The organism is Geodermatophilus sp. SYSU D01105, assembly GCF_054050095.1.
Window position 1 is genome coordinate 61,195 of record NZ_JBJGYR010000008.1, and the last position, 13,517, is coordinate 74,711.

At 74.9% G+C, this 13,517-nt stretch carries 15 protein-coding genes; 10 read left to right on the plus strand and 5 right to left on the minus strand.

The features are described 5' to 3' along the window. Nucleotides 1-78: 78 nt before the first annotated feature. The 7 genes from ACI79I_RS09375 (at nt 79) to ACI79I_RS09405 (ending at nt 8,267) form a co-directional block, all read left to right on the plus strand. Nucleotides 79-1,095 (plus strand): SIS domain-containing protein, encoded by a 1,017-nt coding sequence (locus ACI79I_RS09375; protein ID WP_456992050.1) that lies wholly within the window; start codon nt 79-81, stop codon nt 1,093-1,095. A gap of 186 nt (nt 1,096-1,281) precedes the next feature. Continuing rightward, complete coding sequence (locus ACI79I_RS09380) at nt 1,282-2,640, plus strand: GntP family permease (RefSeq protein WP_456992051.1); 1,359 nt, start codon at nt 1,282-1,284, stop codon at nt 2,638-2,640. A 22-nt stretch (nt 2,641-2,662) separates the two neighbouring features. Continuing rightward, nucleotides 2,663-3,628 carry a LysR substrate-binding domain-containing protein gene (locus ACI79I_RS09385; protein ID WP_456992204.1) on the plus strand — a complete coding sequence of 322 codons (966 nt, stop codon included), beginning with the start codon at nt 2,663-2,665 and terminating at the stop codon, nt 3,626-3,628. Next, nucleotides 3,625-4,890, plus strand: coding sequence for a CaiB/BaiF CoA transferase family protein (locus ACI79I_RS09390; protein WP_456992052.1), 1,266 nt, complete (start codon nt 3,625-3,627; stop codon nt 4,888-4,890). The genes ACI79I_RS09385 and ACI79I_RS09390 overlap by 4 nt, the downstream gene beginning before the upstream one ends. Continuing rightward, on the plus strand, nt 4,887-5,789 hold the full coding sequence (locus ACI79I_RS09395) for an HpcH/HpaI aldolase/citrate lyase family protein (protein ID WP_456992053.1): 903 nt from the start codon (nt 4,887-4,889) through the stop codon (nt 5,787-5,789). The genes ACI79I_RS09390 and ACI79I_RS09395 overlap by 4 nt, the downstream gene beginning before the upstream one ends. Before the next feature lie 50 nt (nt 5,790-5,839). Continuing rightward, nucleotides 5,840-6,880 carry an NAD(P)-dependent alcohol dehydrogenase gene (locus tag ACI79I_RS09400; RefSeq protein ID WP_456992054.1) on the plus strand — a complete coding sequence of 347 codons (1,041 nt, stop codon included), beginning with the start codon at nt 5,840-5,842 and terminating at the stop codon, nt 6,878-6,880. Nucleotides 6,881-7,748: 868 nt separating this feature from the next. Beyond that, nucleotides 7,749-8,267 carry an HAD domain-containing protein gene (locus ACI79I_RS09405; RefSeq protein ID WP_456992055.1) on the plus strand — a complete coding sequence of 173 codons (519 nt, stop codon included), beginning with the start codon at nt 7,749-7,751 and terminating at the stop codon, nt 8,265-8,267. A gap of 7 nt (nt 8,268-8,274) precedes the next feature. On the opposite strand, the gene ACI79I_RS09410 is transcribed toward ACI79I_RS09405, so the two are convergent. Next, nucleotides 8,275-8,877 (minus strand): hypothetical protein, encoded by a 603-nt coding sequence (locus ACI79I_RS09410; protein ID WP_456992056.1) that lies wholly within the window; start codon nt 8,875-8,877, stop codon nt 8,275-8,277. Between the two features lie 145 nt (nt 8,878-9,022). On the opposite strand from ACI79I_RS09410, the gene ACI79I_RS09415 reads away from it, so the two are divergent. The 3 genes from ACI79I_RS09415 to ACI79I_RS09425 are packed head-to-tail and all read left to right on the plus strand — an operon-like array spanning nt 9,023 to nt 10,523. Next, a complete protein-coding gene (locus ACI79I_RS09415; RefSeq protein ID WP_456992205.1) occupies nt 9,023-9,244 on the plus strand; it encodes a FitA-like ribbon-helix-helix domain-containing protein in 222 nt (73 codons plus the stop codon). Then, nucleotides 9,241-9,633 carry a type II toxin-antitoxin system VapC family toxin gene (locus tag ACI79I_RS09420; protein WP_456992057.1) on the plus strand — a complete coding sequence of 131 codons (393 nt, stop codon included), beginning with the start codon at nt 9,241-9,243 and terminating at the stop codon, nt 9,631-9,633. The genes ACI79I_RS09415 and ACI79I_RS09420 overlap by 4 nt, the downstream gene beginning before the upstream one ends. A 47-nt stretch (nt 9,634-9,680) precedes the next feature. Then, complete coding sequence (locus ACI79I_RS09425) at nt 9,681-10,523, plus strand: carbohydrate kinase family protein (protein ID WP_456992058.1); 843 nt, start codon at nt 9,681-9,683, stop codon at nt 10,521-10,523. Nucleotides 10,524-10,597: 74 nt separating this feature from the next. Here ACI79I_RS09425 and ACI79I_RS09430 read toward each other — a convergent pair whose 3' ends face one another. The 4 genes from ACI79I_RS09430 to ACI79I_RS09445 form a co-directional block, all read right to left on the minus strand. After that, nucleotides 10,598-12,286: an FAD-dependent oxidoreductase gene (locus tag ACI79I_RS09430; protein ID WP_456992059.1), complete on the minus strand. Its 1,689-nt coding sequence runs from the start codon at nt 12,284-12,286 to the stop codon at nt 10,598-10,600. Between the two features lie 42 nt (nt 12,287-12,328). Beyond that, nucleotides 12,329-12,637 carry a DUF3303 domain-containing protein gene (locus tag ACI79I_RS09435; RefSeq protein WP_456992060.1) on the minus strand — a complete coding sequence of 103 codons (309 nt, stop codon included), beginning with the start codon at nt 12,635-12,637 and terminating at the stop codon, nt 12,329-12,331. 187 nt (nt 12,638-12,824) lie between these two features. Next, the gene (locus tag ACI79I_RS09440; protein ID WP_456992061.1) at nt 12,825-13,223 is read right to left on the minus strand and encodes a type II toxin-antitoxin system VapC family toxin; all 399 of its coding nucleotides are present in this window, start codon (nt 13,221-13,223) and stop codon (nt 12,825-12,827) included. Further along, a complete protein-coding gene (locus tag ACI79I_RS09445) occupies nt 13,220-13,456 on the minus strand; it encodes a FitA-like ribbon-helix-helix domain-containing protein (RefSeq protein ID WP_456992062.1) in 237 nt (78 codons plus the stop codon). The genes ACI79I_RS09440 and ACI79I_RS09445 overlap by 4 nt, the downstream gene beginning before the upstream one ends. Between the last annotated feature and the right edge of the window lie 61 nt (nt 13,457-13,517).

Consider the following 13,517-nt stretch of genomic DNA (forward strand, 5'->3'; position numbering starts at 1 on the left):
GTCGGGCGGCGCTCCGGGCGCGCCTACCGTCGAGGCGTGGACGGGACCCGGGGTCAGGGACGTGCGCCCGGAGCGCTGATGGCGAGCGAGATCCGCGAGCAGCCGGAGGTCTGGGAGCGGCTGCTGTCCACCGGCCGGGACCCGATCGCTCAGGTGGCCGCGGAGTTGCGCGCCCGACGTCCGCGGTTCGTCCTGTTCCTGGCACGGGGGACGTCGGACCACGCCGCCCTGTACGCCAAGTACCTGGTCGAGGTGCGGCTGGAGCTGCCGACGGGGCTCGCGTCGCCGTCGACGACGACCACCTACGGCGCCCGTCCGGCCCTGGCCGACGTGCTGGTGGTCGCGGTGAGCCAGTCCGGTGAGTCGCCCGACCTGGTGCGCTCCCTGGAGGTCAGCCGGGAGCAGGGCGCGACGACGGTGGCGGTGACGAACGCGCCCGGCTCACCGCTGGCGACGGCCGCCGAGTTCGGCGTGGACGTGATGGCCGGGCCGGAGCGCTCGGTCGCGGCGACGAAGAGCTACACCGCCCAACTGCTGGCGCTCCTCCTGCTGGTGGAGGGACTGCGGGGCGCGGAGCCGTCGCTGGACCGGCTCTGCGACTGGGGGCGGGAGGTGCTCGCCCTGGAGCCGGTGGTGGAACGCGCCGCGCTGCGGCTGCGCTACGCCCAGCGGGTGGTGGTGACCGGGCGCGGCTACGCGTACCCGACCGCACGCGAGGCCGCGCTGAAGCTGATGGAGACCTGCTACGTGTCGGCGCACGCCTTCTCGGCGGCCGACCTGCTGCACGGGCCGTTGGCGATGCTCGACGTCAACGTCCCCGTGCTGGCCGTGGCCCCGGCGGGGACGGCCGGCGACGCGCTCGCGCCGGTGCTGCCCCGGCTGCGGGAGACCGGTGCCGACCTGCTGACCGTCGGGTCGGAGGACGCCGCGATCGCGTCCACGGCCGGGCTGGTGCTCCCCCACGGCATCCCCGAGGTGGTGAGCCCACTGCTGGAGATCCTGCCGTTCCAGCAGCTGGCGTTGCACTCGGCACTGCTGCGCGGCAGCGACCCCGACCAGCCCCGCGGCCTGCACAAGGTCACCGAGACGCTCTGACGTCAAGCCGCGTGCGGTGCGGGCCAGCCCGTGCGGGCGGCCGCGTCGCCGCCCCCCTGAGCCATAAGTCGTCCTTATGGCGCGATCCGAGGTGGCCCTCTACCGCAGGCCTCGCACACCGTGGTCACATCAGGAGCCCGAGTGGCGGCCGCCACACAGGGGTGCGGCTGCGGAATGGGGACCGCCGTGATCATCCTGCACGCGAGCATCGCCATCCTCGCCGTCCTGCTGCTGATCATCTGGCTCAAGGTCGAGCCGGTCATCGCCCTGGTCGTGGGCTCGCTGTACCTGGGGATCGCGGGCGGGGTGGGCCTGGTCGGGACGGTGGAGACGATCGCCACCGGGTTCGGCGAGATCATGGCCGAGGTCGGCCTGCTGATCGGTTTCGGCGTCCTGCTCGGTGCCCTGCTCTACGCACTCGGCGCGTTGCAGAAGTTCGTCGCCCTGCTGCTGCGGGCGCTCGGTGCCCGGCGGCTGCCCTACGCGATGAGCGCGGCGCTCACGACGCTGTTCCCCTCGATCTACGTCGACGTCCAGTTGGTGCTGGCCTCGCCACTGGCCCGCTCGGCCGCCCCGCACGTCGGGCGCAGGGGGCTGCCGCTGATGGCCGGGTCGCTGACCGCGGGCATCCTCGTGGGCTACGTCTTCGTGCTGCCGGGCCTCGGGACGATCTCCATCGCCGGCCTGCTGGACATCCCGCTCGGGACGATGCTGATCTACGGCCTGGTCGTCGGGCCGGTGACCGCCGTCGTCACGACCTACCTGTTCAACCTCGTCCTCAAGCGCGGCTTCTGGAAGCCGGAGAGCGACGAGCACGAGACCCAGGCCCTGCGGGACGAGGAGCAGGCGGCCGGCGAGCGGGACGACGAGCACGAGGCCGCCATGCCGCCGCTGGGGATCTCGCTGATGGCGGTCATCGTGCCGCTGCTGCTCATCGCCACCGGGGCGATCACGAACGCCGCCGGCGTGGAGAACTCGGTCATCGCGTTCCTCAGCAACCCGGTCTTCGCCCTGTTCCTCGGCATGACCGGCGCCTACGTCCTCGCGCGCCGGACCCTCGGCCGCGACCGCACCGACGACGCCGTCGGCAAGGGCCTGGCCACCACGGGCCAGATCCTGCTGATCACCGGCGTCGGCGGCTCGCTCGGCGCGGTCATCGGCGAGACCGAACTCGACCAGCGCCTCGGCGCGCTGTTCTCGGCCGGCACCGGCACCTCGGTGGTCCTGACCCTCCTGCTGGCCTGGCTGGTGGCCGCGCTGCTGCACTTCGCCATCGGGTCGATCTCGGTGGCCGCCATCGCGGCGTCGGGCATCCTCGCGCCGGTGCTCGGCACGCTGGACGTGGCGCCCGTCGTGGTGGGCCTCGCCATCGGCGCCGGCGCGCTGTTCGCGCTGCAGGTGAACAGCAACTTCTTCTGGATGTTCCAGAGCCTGCTGGGGATCTCCACCTCGGGCGCGCTCAAGGCGCTGACCTTCGTGACGGCGCTGGCCTCGGTCGTGGCGATGCCGATCATCATCGTCCTCGGCTTCCTCGTCCCGGCCTGAGGTGCGGGAGCCGGCCGTGGAGATGACCCAGATGCGCGACTTCATCGCGGTCGTGGACGCGGGCAGCTTCACCCGCGCCGCGACGGTCCTGGGCATCTCCCAGCCGGCGGTCAGCCAGCGGATGGCCCAGCTGGAGGCCGCGGTCGGCACCCGGCTGCTGGAGCGTGGCCCGCGCGGGATCGAGCCCACCGCGGTGGGCCTGGTGTTCTACCGCGGCGCCCAGGAGCTCGTGCGCCGGCACGACCAGCTGACCAGCGCCCTGGCGGCGGGCGGCGAGGAGCTGCGCGGCACCGTGGTGGTCGGCCTGCCCGCGACCGTCGCGGGGCTGCTCACCCCCGAGCTGTTCGCGCTGGTCCGCCGGCGCCACCCCGGCATCCGGCTGGACGTCTTCGAGTCGATGAGCGGGTACGTCGCCGAGCTCCTCGGCCGGCACCGGCTCGACCTCGCCGTGTTGTTCCGAGAGGACGCCGGTCCGCGGCCCGGCGAGGTCGTGCTCTACCGCGAGGAGCTGTTCCTGATCCGCGCCGCGCGCCCCGACGACCCGGACGAGGACCCCGGCCCCGTGCGGGTGCCCGACCTCACCGGCGTCCCGCTCGTCGCGCCCGGCGCCCGCAGCAACCTGCGCGACCTCGTCGAGCGCGCCTTCGCCGTCCACGGCCTGGTGCCCGACGTCGTCGCGGACGTCGGCTCGCTGCCGGCGATGGTGCGCATCGCGCAGTCCGGGACGGCGTGCGCGATCCTGCCCCGCTCCAGCGTCGAGGGGGTCCCGGGCCCGCCGCTGCGGATGCGCCCCGTCGTCGACCCCGAGCTGCGCCGCTGGGTGTCGGTCTGCCTCTCGACCGACCTCTACGAACCCCGGGCCGCGGTCGTCGCCGTGCGTGACGCCGTCGTCGACGCGGTCAGGGACCTGGCCGCCCGCGACGCCTGGCCCGGCATCCGAACCGCCTCCGCACCGCCGCACCAGATGGGACTGGACGACACCGCATGACGCACAGCACCACACCCGGCACCGGCACGCCGCTGCTCGCGGGGACCCGGGTCCTCGACCTGTCCACGATGATCGCCGCCCCCACCGCCGCGACGATCCTCGGCGACTACGGCGCCGACGTGGTCAAGGTCGAGATGCCCGGCACCGGGGACTTCGTCCGCCGCTTCGGCCGGCAGGTGGAGGGTCAGGGCCTGTACTGGAAGGCGCTGTCGCGCGGCAAGCGCTCCGTGGCCCTCGACCTGCGCCGGCCCGAGGGCCGCGACCTGGTGCTGCGGTGGATCTCCCAGTTCGACGTGCTCGTCGAGAACTTCCGACCGGGCACCCTGGAGCGCTGGGGCCTCGACCCGGCCGACCTGCGCGCGGCCAACCCGCGGCTGGTGGTGCTGCGGGTGACGGCGTACGGCCAGGACGGGCCCTACCGCGACCGGCCCGGCTTCGGCACCCTCGCCGAGGCGCTGGCCGGCCTGGCCTCGGTGTCGGGGTACGAGGACCGCCCGCCGCTGCTGCCGGCCTACCCGCTCGCCGACATCATGGCCGGCAACCTCGGGGCCACCGCCGTGCTCGCCGCGCTGATGCGGCGCAACGCCACCGGGACCGGCGACACCATCGACCTGGCGATCTACGAGGCCGCGCTGAAGCTGGTCGAGATCAACGTGCTGGAGTACCAGCAGACCGGGCACGAGCACGGCCGGACCGGCAACCGGTACGGGCCGGCCGCCCCGCGCGGCAGCTACCAGTGCCGGGACGGGCTGTGGATCGCGCTGTCGGGCAGCACCCAGCCGATGGCCCAGCACGTGCTGCGCACCATCGGCGGCGAGGAGCTGGTCGAGGACCCGCGGTTCCGCACGAACGCCGACCGGGTGCAGCACGTGCAGGAGCTCGACGAGCTGATCGCCGGGTGGTGCCGCACCCGGGACCGGGACGACGCCATCGCCGAGCTCACCGCGGGCGGCTGCGCCGTGGGGCCGCTGGAGAGCGTCGCCACGATGCTGGACAACCCGCAGGTCCGGCACCGCGGGTCGATCGTCACCGTCGACGACCCCGACCTCGGGCCGCTGGCCATGACCGGCGTCTACCCCGCCTTCCAGGACGGCGGCACCCGCGTCGGCCGCCCCGGGCCCGCCTCCGTGGGGGCCGACACCGACGACGTCCTCGCCGCCGACCTGGGCCTCGATCCCGACCAGCTCGCGGCCCTGCGCGCGGCCGGAGTCACGACCGGGCCGGTCACCGTGCCGGCGAGCCACCAGAAGGACGCGGTGTGACCCGGCCGGACCGCGAGGCGGCGCTGCGCCGGCGCACGCAGCTGTTCGTGCCCGCGAACAAGCCGGCGTTCCTGCCCAAGGCGGCGGCGTCGGGTGCGGACGCGGTCATCCTCGACCTGGAGGACAGCGTCCCGGCGGGCGCGCGCGCCGACGCCCGCGCCGGCCTGGCCGACGCGGTGCGGTCCCTGCCCGGCGGGCACGTGCTGGTGCGGGTCAACTCCGACGCCGACCTGGCCCGGGACGTCGAGGCGGCCGTGACCGCAGGTGCGTCCGGCGTGCTCGTCCCCAAGGCGGAGGACCCCGTGCGGGTGCGGCTGGTCGACGCGCTGGTCACCGCGGCCGAGCGCGCCTGCGGCCGGGCCGAGGGCTCGGTCGAGGTGCAGCTGCTGGTGGAGACGCCGCGGGGGCTGCTGCGCATCGACGAGGTCGCCGGCGCGAGCGCGCGGACGACCGCGCTCATGCCGGGCACCGAGGACCTCGCCGCCGAGCTCGAGGTCGACCCCTCCGACGAGCAGTTCGACCTGCGCTGGGCCCACGGCCTGGTGGTCTGCGCCGCCCGGGCGCACGGCCTGGCCCCGTACGGGCTGATGCGCAGCCTGGCCAACTTCCGCGACCTGCCGGCGCTCGCCCGCGACGCCCGGGCGGCGCGGTCCTTCGGCTACGTCGGCGCCCTGTGCGTCCACCCGGCGCAGGTCCCGGTGCTCACCGAGGCCTTCTCCCCCGCCCCCGAGGAGGTCGCGCACGCCCAGCGGGTGCTCGACGCGCTCGCCGAGGGCGAGCGCGCGGGGACGGCGGCGGTGTCGGTGGACGGCCGGATGGTGGACACGCCGATGGCGACGCGGGCCCGCCGCCTGCTCGCCCGTGCCGGACGGGGGCAGGTGTCCGAGCAGGGGTCCTGACGGCATCCGCTGGGTACCGGGACGGCGACCGCGAGTACGGAGGTGTCCGCATGCGCGCCGTGCAGTACCGGACCATCGGCAGTGAGCCCGAGGTGGTGGAGGTCCCGACACCGGAACCTGGGCCCGGGCAGGTCCGGCTGCGGGTGACCGCGGCCGGGCTGTGCCACTCCGACTCCTTCGTCATGGGCCTGCCCGCCGAGCAGTACGTCTACGGGCTGCCGCTGACGCTCGGGCACGAGGGCGCCGGGGTCGTGGACGCGCTCGGCGAGGGCGTCACCGGTGTGGCCGTGGGCGAGTCCGTCGCCGTCTACGGACCGTGGGGCTGCGGGGTCTGCCACGAGTGCGCGCGCGGGGCCGAGAACTACTGCCCGAGGGCCGCCGCGCTGGGGATCCGGCCGCCCGGGCTGGGTGCGCCCGGCGCGCTGGCCGAGTACCTGATCGTGGACGACGTCCGGCACCTGGTCCCGCTCGGTGACCTGGACCCGGTGGCCACCGTGTCGCTCACCGACGCCGGGCTGACGCCGTACCACGCGATCGTCTCCAGCCTCGGGGCCCTGCGCGCGGGGAGCACCGCCGTGGTGATCGGCGCCGGCGGGCTCGGGCACATCGGCATCCAGATCCTGCGGGCGGTCACCGGGGCCACCGTCGTCGCGCTCGACATCTCCGAGGAGAAGCTGGCGCTGGCCTCGGAGGTCGGCGCCCACCGTGTCCTGCCGTCGGACGCCTCGGCCGTCGGGGCCATCCGCGAGCTGACCGGCGGGGTGGGCGCGCAGGCGGTGTTCGACTTCGTGGGCGCCGCGCCGACCGTGGAGATCGCGCGGAAGTCGGTGGCCATGGACGGCGTCGTCCAGGTCGTCGGCATCGGCGGCGGGGTGCTGCCGACCGGCTTCTTCTCCACGCCGATGGGTGCGTCGGTGCGGGCGCCGTACTGGGGCACCCGGCCGGAGCTCATGGAGGTGCTCGACCTCGCGCGGGCCGGCGCGGTGCACGTCGAGGTGGAGCGCTACTCCCTGGACGAGGCCCCCGCGGCCTACCGGAAGCTGCACGAGGGGGCGGTGCGCGGCCGCGCCGTCGTCGTCCCCGGGGAGTGAAACGCACGACTGTCGCGACGAGGACTAGGCACGGCGCCCCAACCCGGGGAGTCCTGCCGAGGCAGCGCGAACGCTCAGCCCACTCCCCAGCGTCCAGCGACGTGGCTGTCGTCGATGCACCTCTGACAGCGACGACGACCAGGATGTCTGCGTGGCGGCTGGAACGCCCGGGAGCAGGTCGAGCACTGCTTCCACCCGCGCGCTCGGGCACACGGCGCGCACCACCGGATGCCCACAACGACCCCGTCGCGCCCGCAGTCGTCGCAGGTCCTCTTCGCGCGCTTCCTCTTGCCGCCGTTGGGGTGGCAGCGTCGACAGCGCCGGTCCTCTCCGGCCGCCGTGAGCACCGTGGGTCGCCCACACCGAGAGCAGAGCTGATGCCCGCGAGACCGCGCGCACGTGGTGCACAGGTCGAGGTCCTCGACTCGCATGCCGACGCCGCACCGCGCACACGGGGGCCGCTCCGCCGTTCCCCTGCCGCTCACCTGGGGTGGCGCCGGTCGCCGCGCACGTGCGCGCGGCTGTCCCGTCGAGATCGACCGGTATCGGTCCGCGGCCGCCTTCTCCTTGGCGACGCGGCTCAGGCGTCGCCGCTCGTGGTCAGCCGCGATCTGCGCCTCCGGCATCCGCGGCAGCGCTCGTCCGATGTGGGTCGATCGGTCGTGGTCGAGTCCGCAGATGTCGCAACGGGTCATCCTCGAGTCCGTCCGGGAGCCGTCATGAGGTCCGTCTATACGGACGTCACAGACCCCCGCGACACATGTCATGCGAACGAGTGACCGCGCAGCCGCCGCGGGGCCCGAGGCCACCGCACGTGGCGGGTACAGGCCCCTGGACCGCACCACCAGGATCGTCTGGAGGAACGACCATGGCCGCGACCGACGACGTCCCGATCCTGCTGCTCGACGTCGACGGCGTGCTCAACGCGGCGTGCGTCGACCTGCCCGAGGGGTGGCAGCGCGGGACCTTCAACGGGTTCGTGCTGTCGTGGGACCCGACGATCACCGCGCGGCTGCGGGACCTGCACGAGTCGGGCCGGGTGGAGATCCAGTGGCTGACCACCTGGGCCGCGAACGCCGACGAGCTGCTGGCCGAGCCGATGGGGTTGCCGCGCGGGCTGCGGGTCCACGCCCGGGAGGACGCCGCACCGACCGGCTTCCTCGGGCCGCTCGGCGGCGCGTCGGGCTGGTGGAAGCTCGACGCCGCCCGCGCGGTCGCCGAGGCGGAGCCGGACCGGCGGATCGTCTGGGTCGACGACGACCTCGCCCAGCAGGCCGACGAGACCGGGGAGTGGCTGGCCGCCCACCCGCACGTGCTGGTGGTCGCGCCGGACCTGTGGCGCGGGCTCACCCACGACCAGCTCGACGAGGTCGAGGCGTGGCTGTGAGGCGCCGCTAGGCGACGCGGACGAAGGCGCGCCCGTCCCAGTGCCAGCGCACGGTGAGCGGGATCGACGGGCCGGTGGCGCGGGAGTCCTCCGGCGCGTAGGCCCGCATCCCCGCGACGACGTCGCCGTCCTGCACCGACAGCCCGGCCGGGTCGTAGAGCGGCGCCAGGATCGTCGCCTCGCGCAGCGTGCGCGGGCTGGGCAGCGAGCCGAGCAGTCGGCCGGAGGCGTCGAGGACCTGCACCTCCTCGAGGACCCCGTTGGACGGCTGCGGCGAGCACTGCAGCAGGACGACGGTGTCCGGCCCGCCGTCCCCGTCGACGTCGCCCCTCGCCTCGGCGACGAACCGGACGTCGTAGTGGTCGTAGTACGGGGGCCGGCTCGCGTCGGCGGGCACCCGCGCGGCGCCGTCCACGAGCTCGGCCGGGAAGCCGTCGGGGACGATCTCGTCGCAGGTCACGGTGTAGGTGGCGTTGCGCGGATCGGGCGCTGTCGCCGGGCTCGGCGCGGCCGCGCTGCCGTCCGCGGCGGCGCACCCGGCGAGCAGGCAGGCCGCCAGGCAGCCCAGGGCCGTCCGCCACCGTCGCTCCTCGGTGCACGACAGGGACATCGGGCGATCACCTCGGCCGCGGTGGGCGGGGTTCCCAGCGTCCCACTCCGCGGCCGTCGTGGGCGCGTCTCGGCCGGCGGTCCCCCGACGGACCTGATCAACGACGCGCATGCAGATCGCATGTAGCGTTTCCCGCGTGAGCAGGATGCTGCAGGTCCGCCACGTACCGGACGACGTGCACGCGGAGCTGTCCCGGCGGGCGGCGGCGGCCGGGGTGTCGCTCTCCGAGTACGTCCTGCGGGAGCTCGAACGCGTGGCCGCACGCCCGCCCGTCGAGGAGGTCCTCGCCCGTTCCGCCTCCCGACGGATCGACCTGTCGGTGTCGGAACTGGTGGCGACGATCCACGCCGACCGCCCGGACCGGTGATCGTCGCCGATGCGTCGGCCGTCGTGGCGGCTCTCCTGGTGAGCGGGCCGGCCGGGGACGCCGCCCGGGACGCGCTGCGGTCGGAGGAGGCCCACGCTCCCCACCTGCTCGACGTGGAGGCGACGTCGGCCATCTGCCGGTGGGTCCTCGCCGGCCGGCTGACGGTGGATGCCGCACGCTCCTCTCTCCGCGACCTCCGGGACCTGGCCGTCGCACGCCACGCACACGACCCGCTCCTCGACCGCGCCCTGGACCTCCGGGACACCGTCAGCGCCCACGACGCCGTCTACGTCGCGCTGGCCGAACTGCTCGGTGCGTCCCTGCTGACGGCCGACGCCCGACTGGCTCGCGCGCCCGGTGTCCGCTGCCGGGTCGTGGCCTTCTCGTGAGCGCCCCGCTCTGGCCCCGCCCGGCAGGCACGGGCCCGGTGGTGGCGGTGGGCAAACTGGTGGCCGACCAGGTGCTGGAGCTGTCCGAGCCGCTGGTGGTCGGCGGCCAGCAGCGGGTCGTACGGACGACGACCGCGGGCGGCGCGCCGGCCAACGTCACCGCGAACCTGGCCCGGCTGGGCGTGCCCGCGCGGCTGGCCGGTTGGGCGGGTGCCGACCCGGTCGCCGGCGGGCTGCTGGCCGCGCTGGACGGGCGCAGGGTCGAGACGGCGGTGGTGCGCCGCGGCCGGACGCCGCTGACGACCGTGCTGGTGCACCCGGACGGCGAGCGCACGCTGCTCGCCGACCGCGGGGAGGGCGGGCTCGAGCCGACCGACGTGCCGCTCACCTGGCTGGGCGATGCCGCCGTCGTCCATCTGGACGGCTACGACCTGCTGCGCTTCCCGGACGCGCTGCGGGCCGCGGCGTCGCTGGCGCACGAGGCCGGCGTGCCGGTCAGCGCCGACGTGGCGGCGGCCGCGCGGGTGCGGCGGTTCGGGACCGACCGGTACGTCGAGCTGCTCGCCGGGCTTTCGACCGACGTGCTGTTCTGCAACGCGGACGAGGCCTCGGTGCTGGGGCTGGACGGCGACCTGCCGGGGTGGGCACCGGAGCTGGTGCTGGTGCACGCGGGCGCCCGGCCGACGCGGGTGGTCACCGGGGCCGGCGTCGACGAGGTGCCGGTCGAGCCCGTGCCGGTGCTGCGGGACACCACGGGCTGCGGGGACGCCTTCGCCGCCGGCGTGCTGGCCGGCTGGCGGGCCGGGGCGGACGTGGTCGACGCCGTCCGCACCGGGCACGCGGCGGCCGCGGTCGTCGCCGGGGTGGTCGGCGCGCAGCCGCCGTCCTGACGTCGGCTCAGCGAGGCACGACCCGGAGCCGTTCGGCGATCTGCTCGACGTCCGGGAACCGCGAGGCGACCGGGTCACACGGCGAGCAGACGATGGACGAACTGGATGGCGATCGACCCCTCGCCGACGGCCGAGGCCACGCGCTTGACCGACCCGTGCCGGACGTCCCCGGCCGCGAGGACCCCCGGCACGCTGGTCTCGAAGGGCACCGGCGGACGCCCCGACGCCCGCAGCGCCGCGGCACCGAGGTCCGCTCCGGTCAGGACGAAGCCGGCGTCGTCCCGCTCGACCGTCGGGGGCAGCCAGTCGGTGTGCGGCCGGGCGCCGATCATGAGGAACAGCGCGAAGGCGTCGACCGTCTCCCGCGCCCCGGTCGTGCGGTTGCGGAGAACCAGGTGCTCCAGCCGGCCGTCGCCACCGCCGTCGACGACCTCGGTCGCCGTCCGGACCTCGATGTCGGGGTTCTCCTCGACCTGACGGACCAGGTAGTGAGACATCCCGGCGGCGAGCGAGTCGGCCCGCACCACCAGCGTGACGCGCTTGGCGTAGTGCGCCAGGTGCAGCGCGGCCTGCCCGGCGGAGTTCGCGCCCCCGACGATGTAGACCTCCTCCCCCGTCACCAGCGGCGCCTCCGAGGCGGCGGCGCCGTAGTAGACGCCGGCGCCGCGCAGCTCCTCGAGCGGCTCGACGCCGAGCCGTCGGTAGCTCGCGCCCATCGCGAGGACGACGGCCCGCGCCGTGACGACCCCACCGGTGTCGAGGGTCAGCACGATGCCGTCGTCCTCCCGCGTCAGGTCCGTGACCTGCTGCATGAAGGCGAAGCGGGCGCCGAAGACCCATGCCTGCTCGTAGGCGCGCCGGGCGAGGTCCGCGCCGCTGAGGCCCCGCGGGAAGCCGAGGTAGTTGCGGATCGAGGAGCTCGCCGTGGCCTGCCCGCCGATGCTGCCCGAGTCGATGACGATGGTGCGCAGCCCCTCGGAGGCGCCGTAGACGCCCGCGGACAGGCCGGCCGGGCCGCAGCCGACGATGACCAGGTCGTAGTGGTCCCCGGACGGCTCGAGCGTCGTCCCCGCCGAGCGGGCGATGTCGAGGTCGGTGGGGTCCTCCATGACGCGCCCGTCGGGCATGCGCAGGAGGGGCAACTTCTTGTCCAGTCCCGCGTCGGCGAGGATTGCGCGCCCCTCCGCGGAGTCGGCCAGGCAGAACCGGTGCGGCATCGCGCAGCGCCCCAGCGTCTCGCGCAGCTCGTACGCGCGGCCGGACCAGGTCTCGCCGACCACGTCGATCGTGTGCGGCGCGCGGCGCTGGGCCTCGGCCCAGCGGAGCAGGAAGGTGGAGACCGCCTGGTGGAACTGCTCGTCGGGTGGGGGTGCCGGCCGCACGAGGTACTGGTCGATGCGCCCGCGCGCGATGGCCTCGAAGACGGCGTCCCCGGCGCCCGGGTCCCCGACGTGGGCCCACGGGAGGAGCAGGGCGCGCTGGGCGTGCGGGAACAGGCTCGGCACCTCCGCCAAGAACTCCGTGCCGGGTGCCCCCGCGAGCTCCTCGGCGGCGAGCACCAGGGCGACCTCCGCCCCGGCCGCCGCGAACTCCCCGAGCGCGCGTCGCGCCTCCTCCGGCGAGCTCAGGCAGCAGACGCGGTAGTCGGACGCGTACCGGTTGCGCAGCTCGCGTTCGACGTCGGCGAGGAGGCCGGGGTCGTCGTCGACGGCGACGAGCAGGGGCGCGCTCGTACCGGCCGGCGCGGTGAGGTTGCCGGACACGCCGCGAACCGTAGGAGCGGGCGCATCCGGGCCACCAGGTACCTAGGACCCTGTGCGCTGCAGTGCGTCCTGCGGTTCGGGGTCGCGCTGCCCGGCGGCGACGGCGTCCACCACCGGCGCAACCGTGACGTTGAACGGCGCGTAGACGGCGGTGAGGGCGTGCAGGTCGCTCGGCTCGTCGGCCTCGATCACGGCGTGACCGCCGAAGTCGCCGAGCCGCACCACGGCCTCCCGGAGCCGGAGGCTCTCCGGCATCTCGCGGGTGAGGACGTCGAGGATGCGCTCGTGCGCGGCCTCGTACTCCGCGATCGAGCCCGTCGGCCGGTCCTGCCACGTGACGACGTACCGCATGCCATCTCCCCCTCGGACGCTCCGGACGAGGAGGTTCTCCGACCGCGCCGCGGCGGCGCAAGGCGTGCGACGGCGCTTCGGCAGCCGTTCAGCCGGTCGACACCTCGCATGACCCGAGGGGGTGACCGGAGGGCGGCCTCGTCGCCTCGACGACGCGCACGCAGCGATGGAGCCGCGCGGACGCGGCTCAGCGGTCAGGCGTGAGGAACGCGCACCGTGGACCCGACGCTCCCGCGAGCCTGCGGTCGAGGGTCCACAGCGGCGCGTCCAACTCCTCGGCGAGTGCGACGAAGGCGGCGTCGTAGGCGGTGACCGTGGGGTGCAGCTCCCAGACACGGTCGCCGAGCGGTTCGAACGGGAAGACCGTCACAGGCAGGTCCACGAGGTCGCGGTGAGCCAGAGCCGCCGCGTCACGCCCGAGACGCTGAGCGAGGACCGCGCGCCGGAGCACGTTGGACACCTCGACGTGGAGATGAGCGGGCGCGGCCAGGACGTTGCCACGCAGCCCTGCTCGCGCCCACGCGCCGTCCGAGCCGTCGTCCACGAGCGCGGCGACCACCGCGGAGGAGTCGACGACGATGGTCACGCGCGGTCGGAGTCGCGCAGCTCGAGGATCTCCGCCGCCGGCAGCCGGGTGCCCGTGGCGCGGACGCGGTGCTCCACTCGGTCCCACAGGACGTCGGGGCTGGGCCGCCTCGCCAGCTCGGTCAGCTGGGCGCGGACGTACTCCTGCAGCGACTGACCTGCGCGGGAGGCGCGGGCGGCCAGCTCGTCGCGCGTCTCGTCGGGGACGTCGCGGATGGTCATCGACACCGGCATGAATGCAGACTAGCAGCGAGAGCAGCACTCTGCTGCTCTCGTCACCCCAGGAGCCCTTCCC

Excerpts from the sequence above, each read along its gene's own strand:
- ACI79I_RS09375 (WP_456992050.1), top strand. The coding sequence starts at position 79 with ATGGCGAGCGAGATCCGCGAGCAGCCGGAGGTCTGGGAGCGGCTGCTG.
- ACI79I_RS09385 (WP_456992204.1), top strand. The coding sequence starts at position 2,663 with ATGACCCAGATGCGCGACTTCATCGCGGTCGTGGACGCGGGCAGCTTC.
- ACI79I_RS09390 (WP_456992052.1), top strand. The coding sequence starts at position 3,625 with ATGACGCACAGCACCACACCCGGCACCGGCACGCCGCTGCTCGCGGGG.
- ACI79I_RS09400 (WP_456992054.1), top strand. The coding sequence starts at position 5,840 with ATGCGCGCCGTGCAGTACCGGACCATCGGCAGTGAGCCCGAGGTGGTG.
- ACI79I_RS09405 (WP_456992055.1), top strand. The coding sequence starts at position 7,749 with ATGGCCGCGACCGACGACGTCCCGATCCTGCTGCTCGACGTCGACGGC.
- ACI79I_RS09410 (WP_456992056.1), bottom strand. The coding sequence starts at position 8,877 with ATGTCCCTGTCGTGCACCGAGGAGCGACGGTGGCGGACGGCCCTGGGC.
- ACI79I_RS09415 (WP_456992205.1), top strand. The coding sequence starts at position 9,023 with ATGCTGCAGGTCCGCCACGTACCGGACGACGTGCACGCGGAGCTGTCC.
- ACI79I_RS09435 (WP_456992060.1), bottom strand. The coding sequence starts at position 12,637 with ATGCGGTACGTCGTCACGTGGCAGGACCGGCCGACGGGCTCGATCGCG.
- ACI79I_RS09445 (WP_456992062.1), bottom strand. The coding sequence starts at position 13,456 with ATGCCGGTGTCGATGACCATCCGCGACGTCCCCGACGAGACGCGCGAC.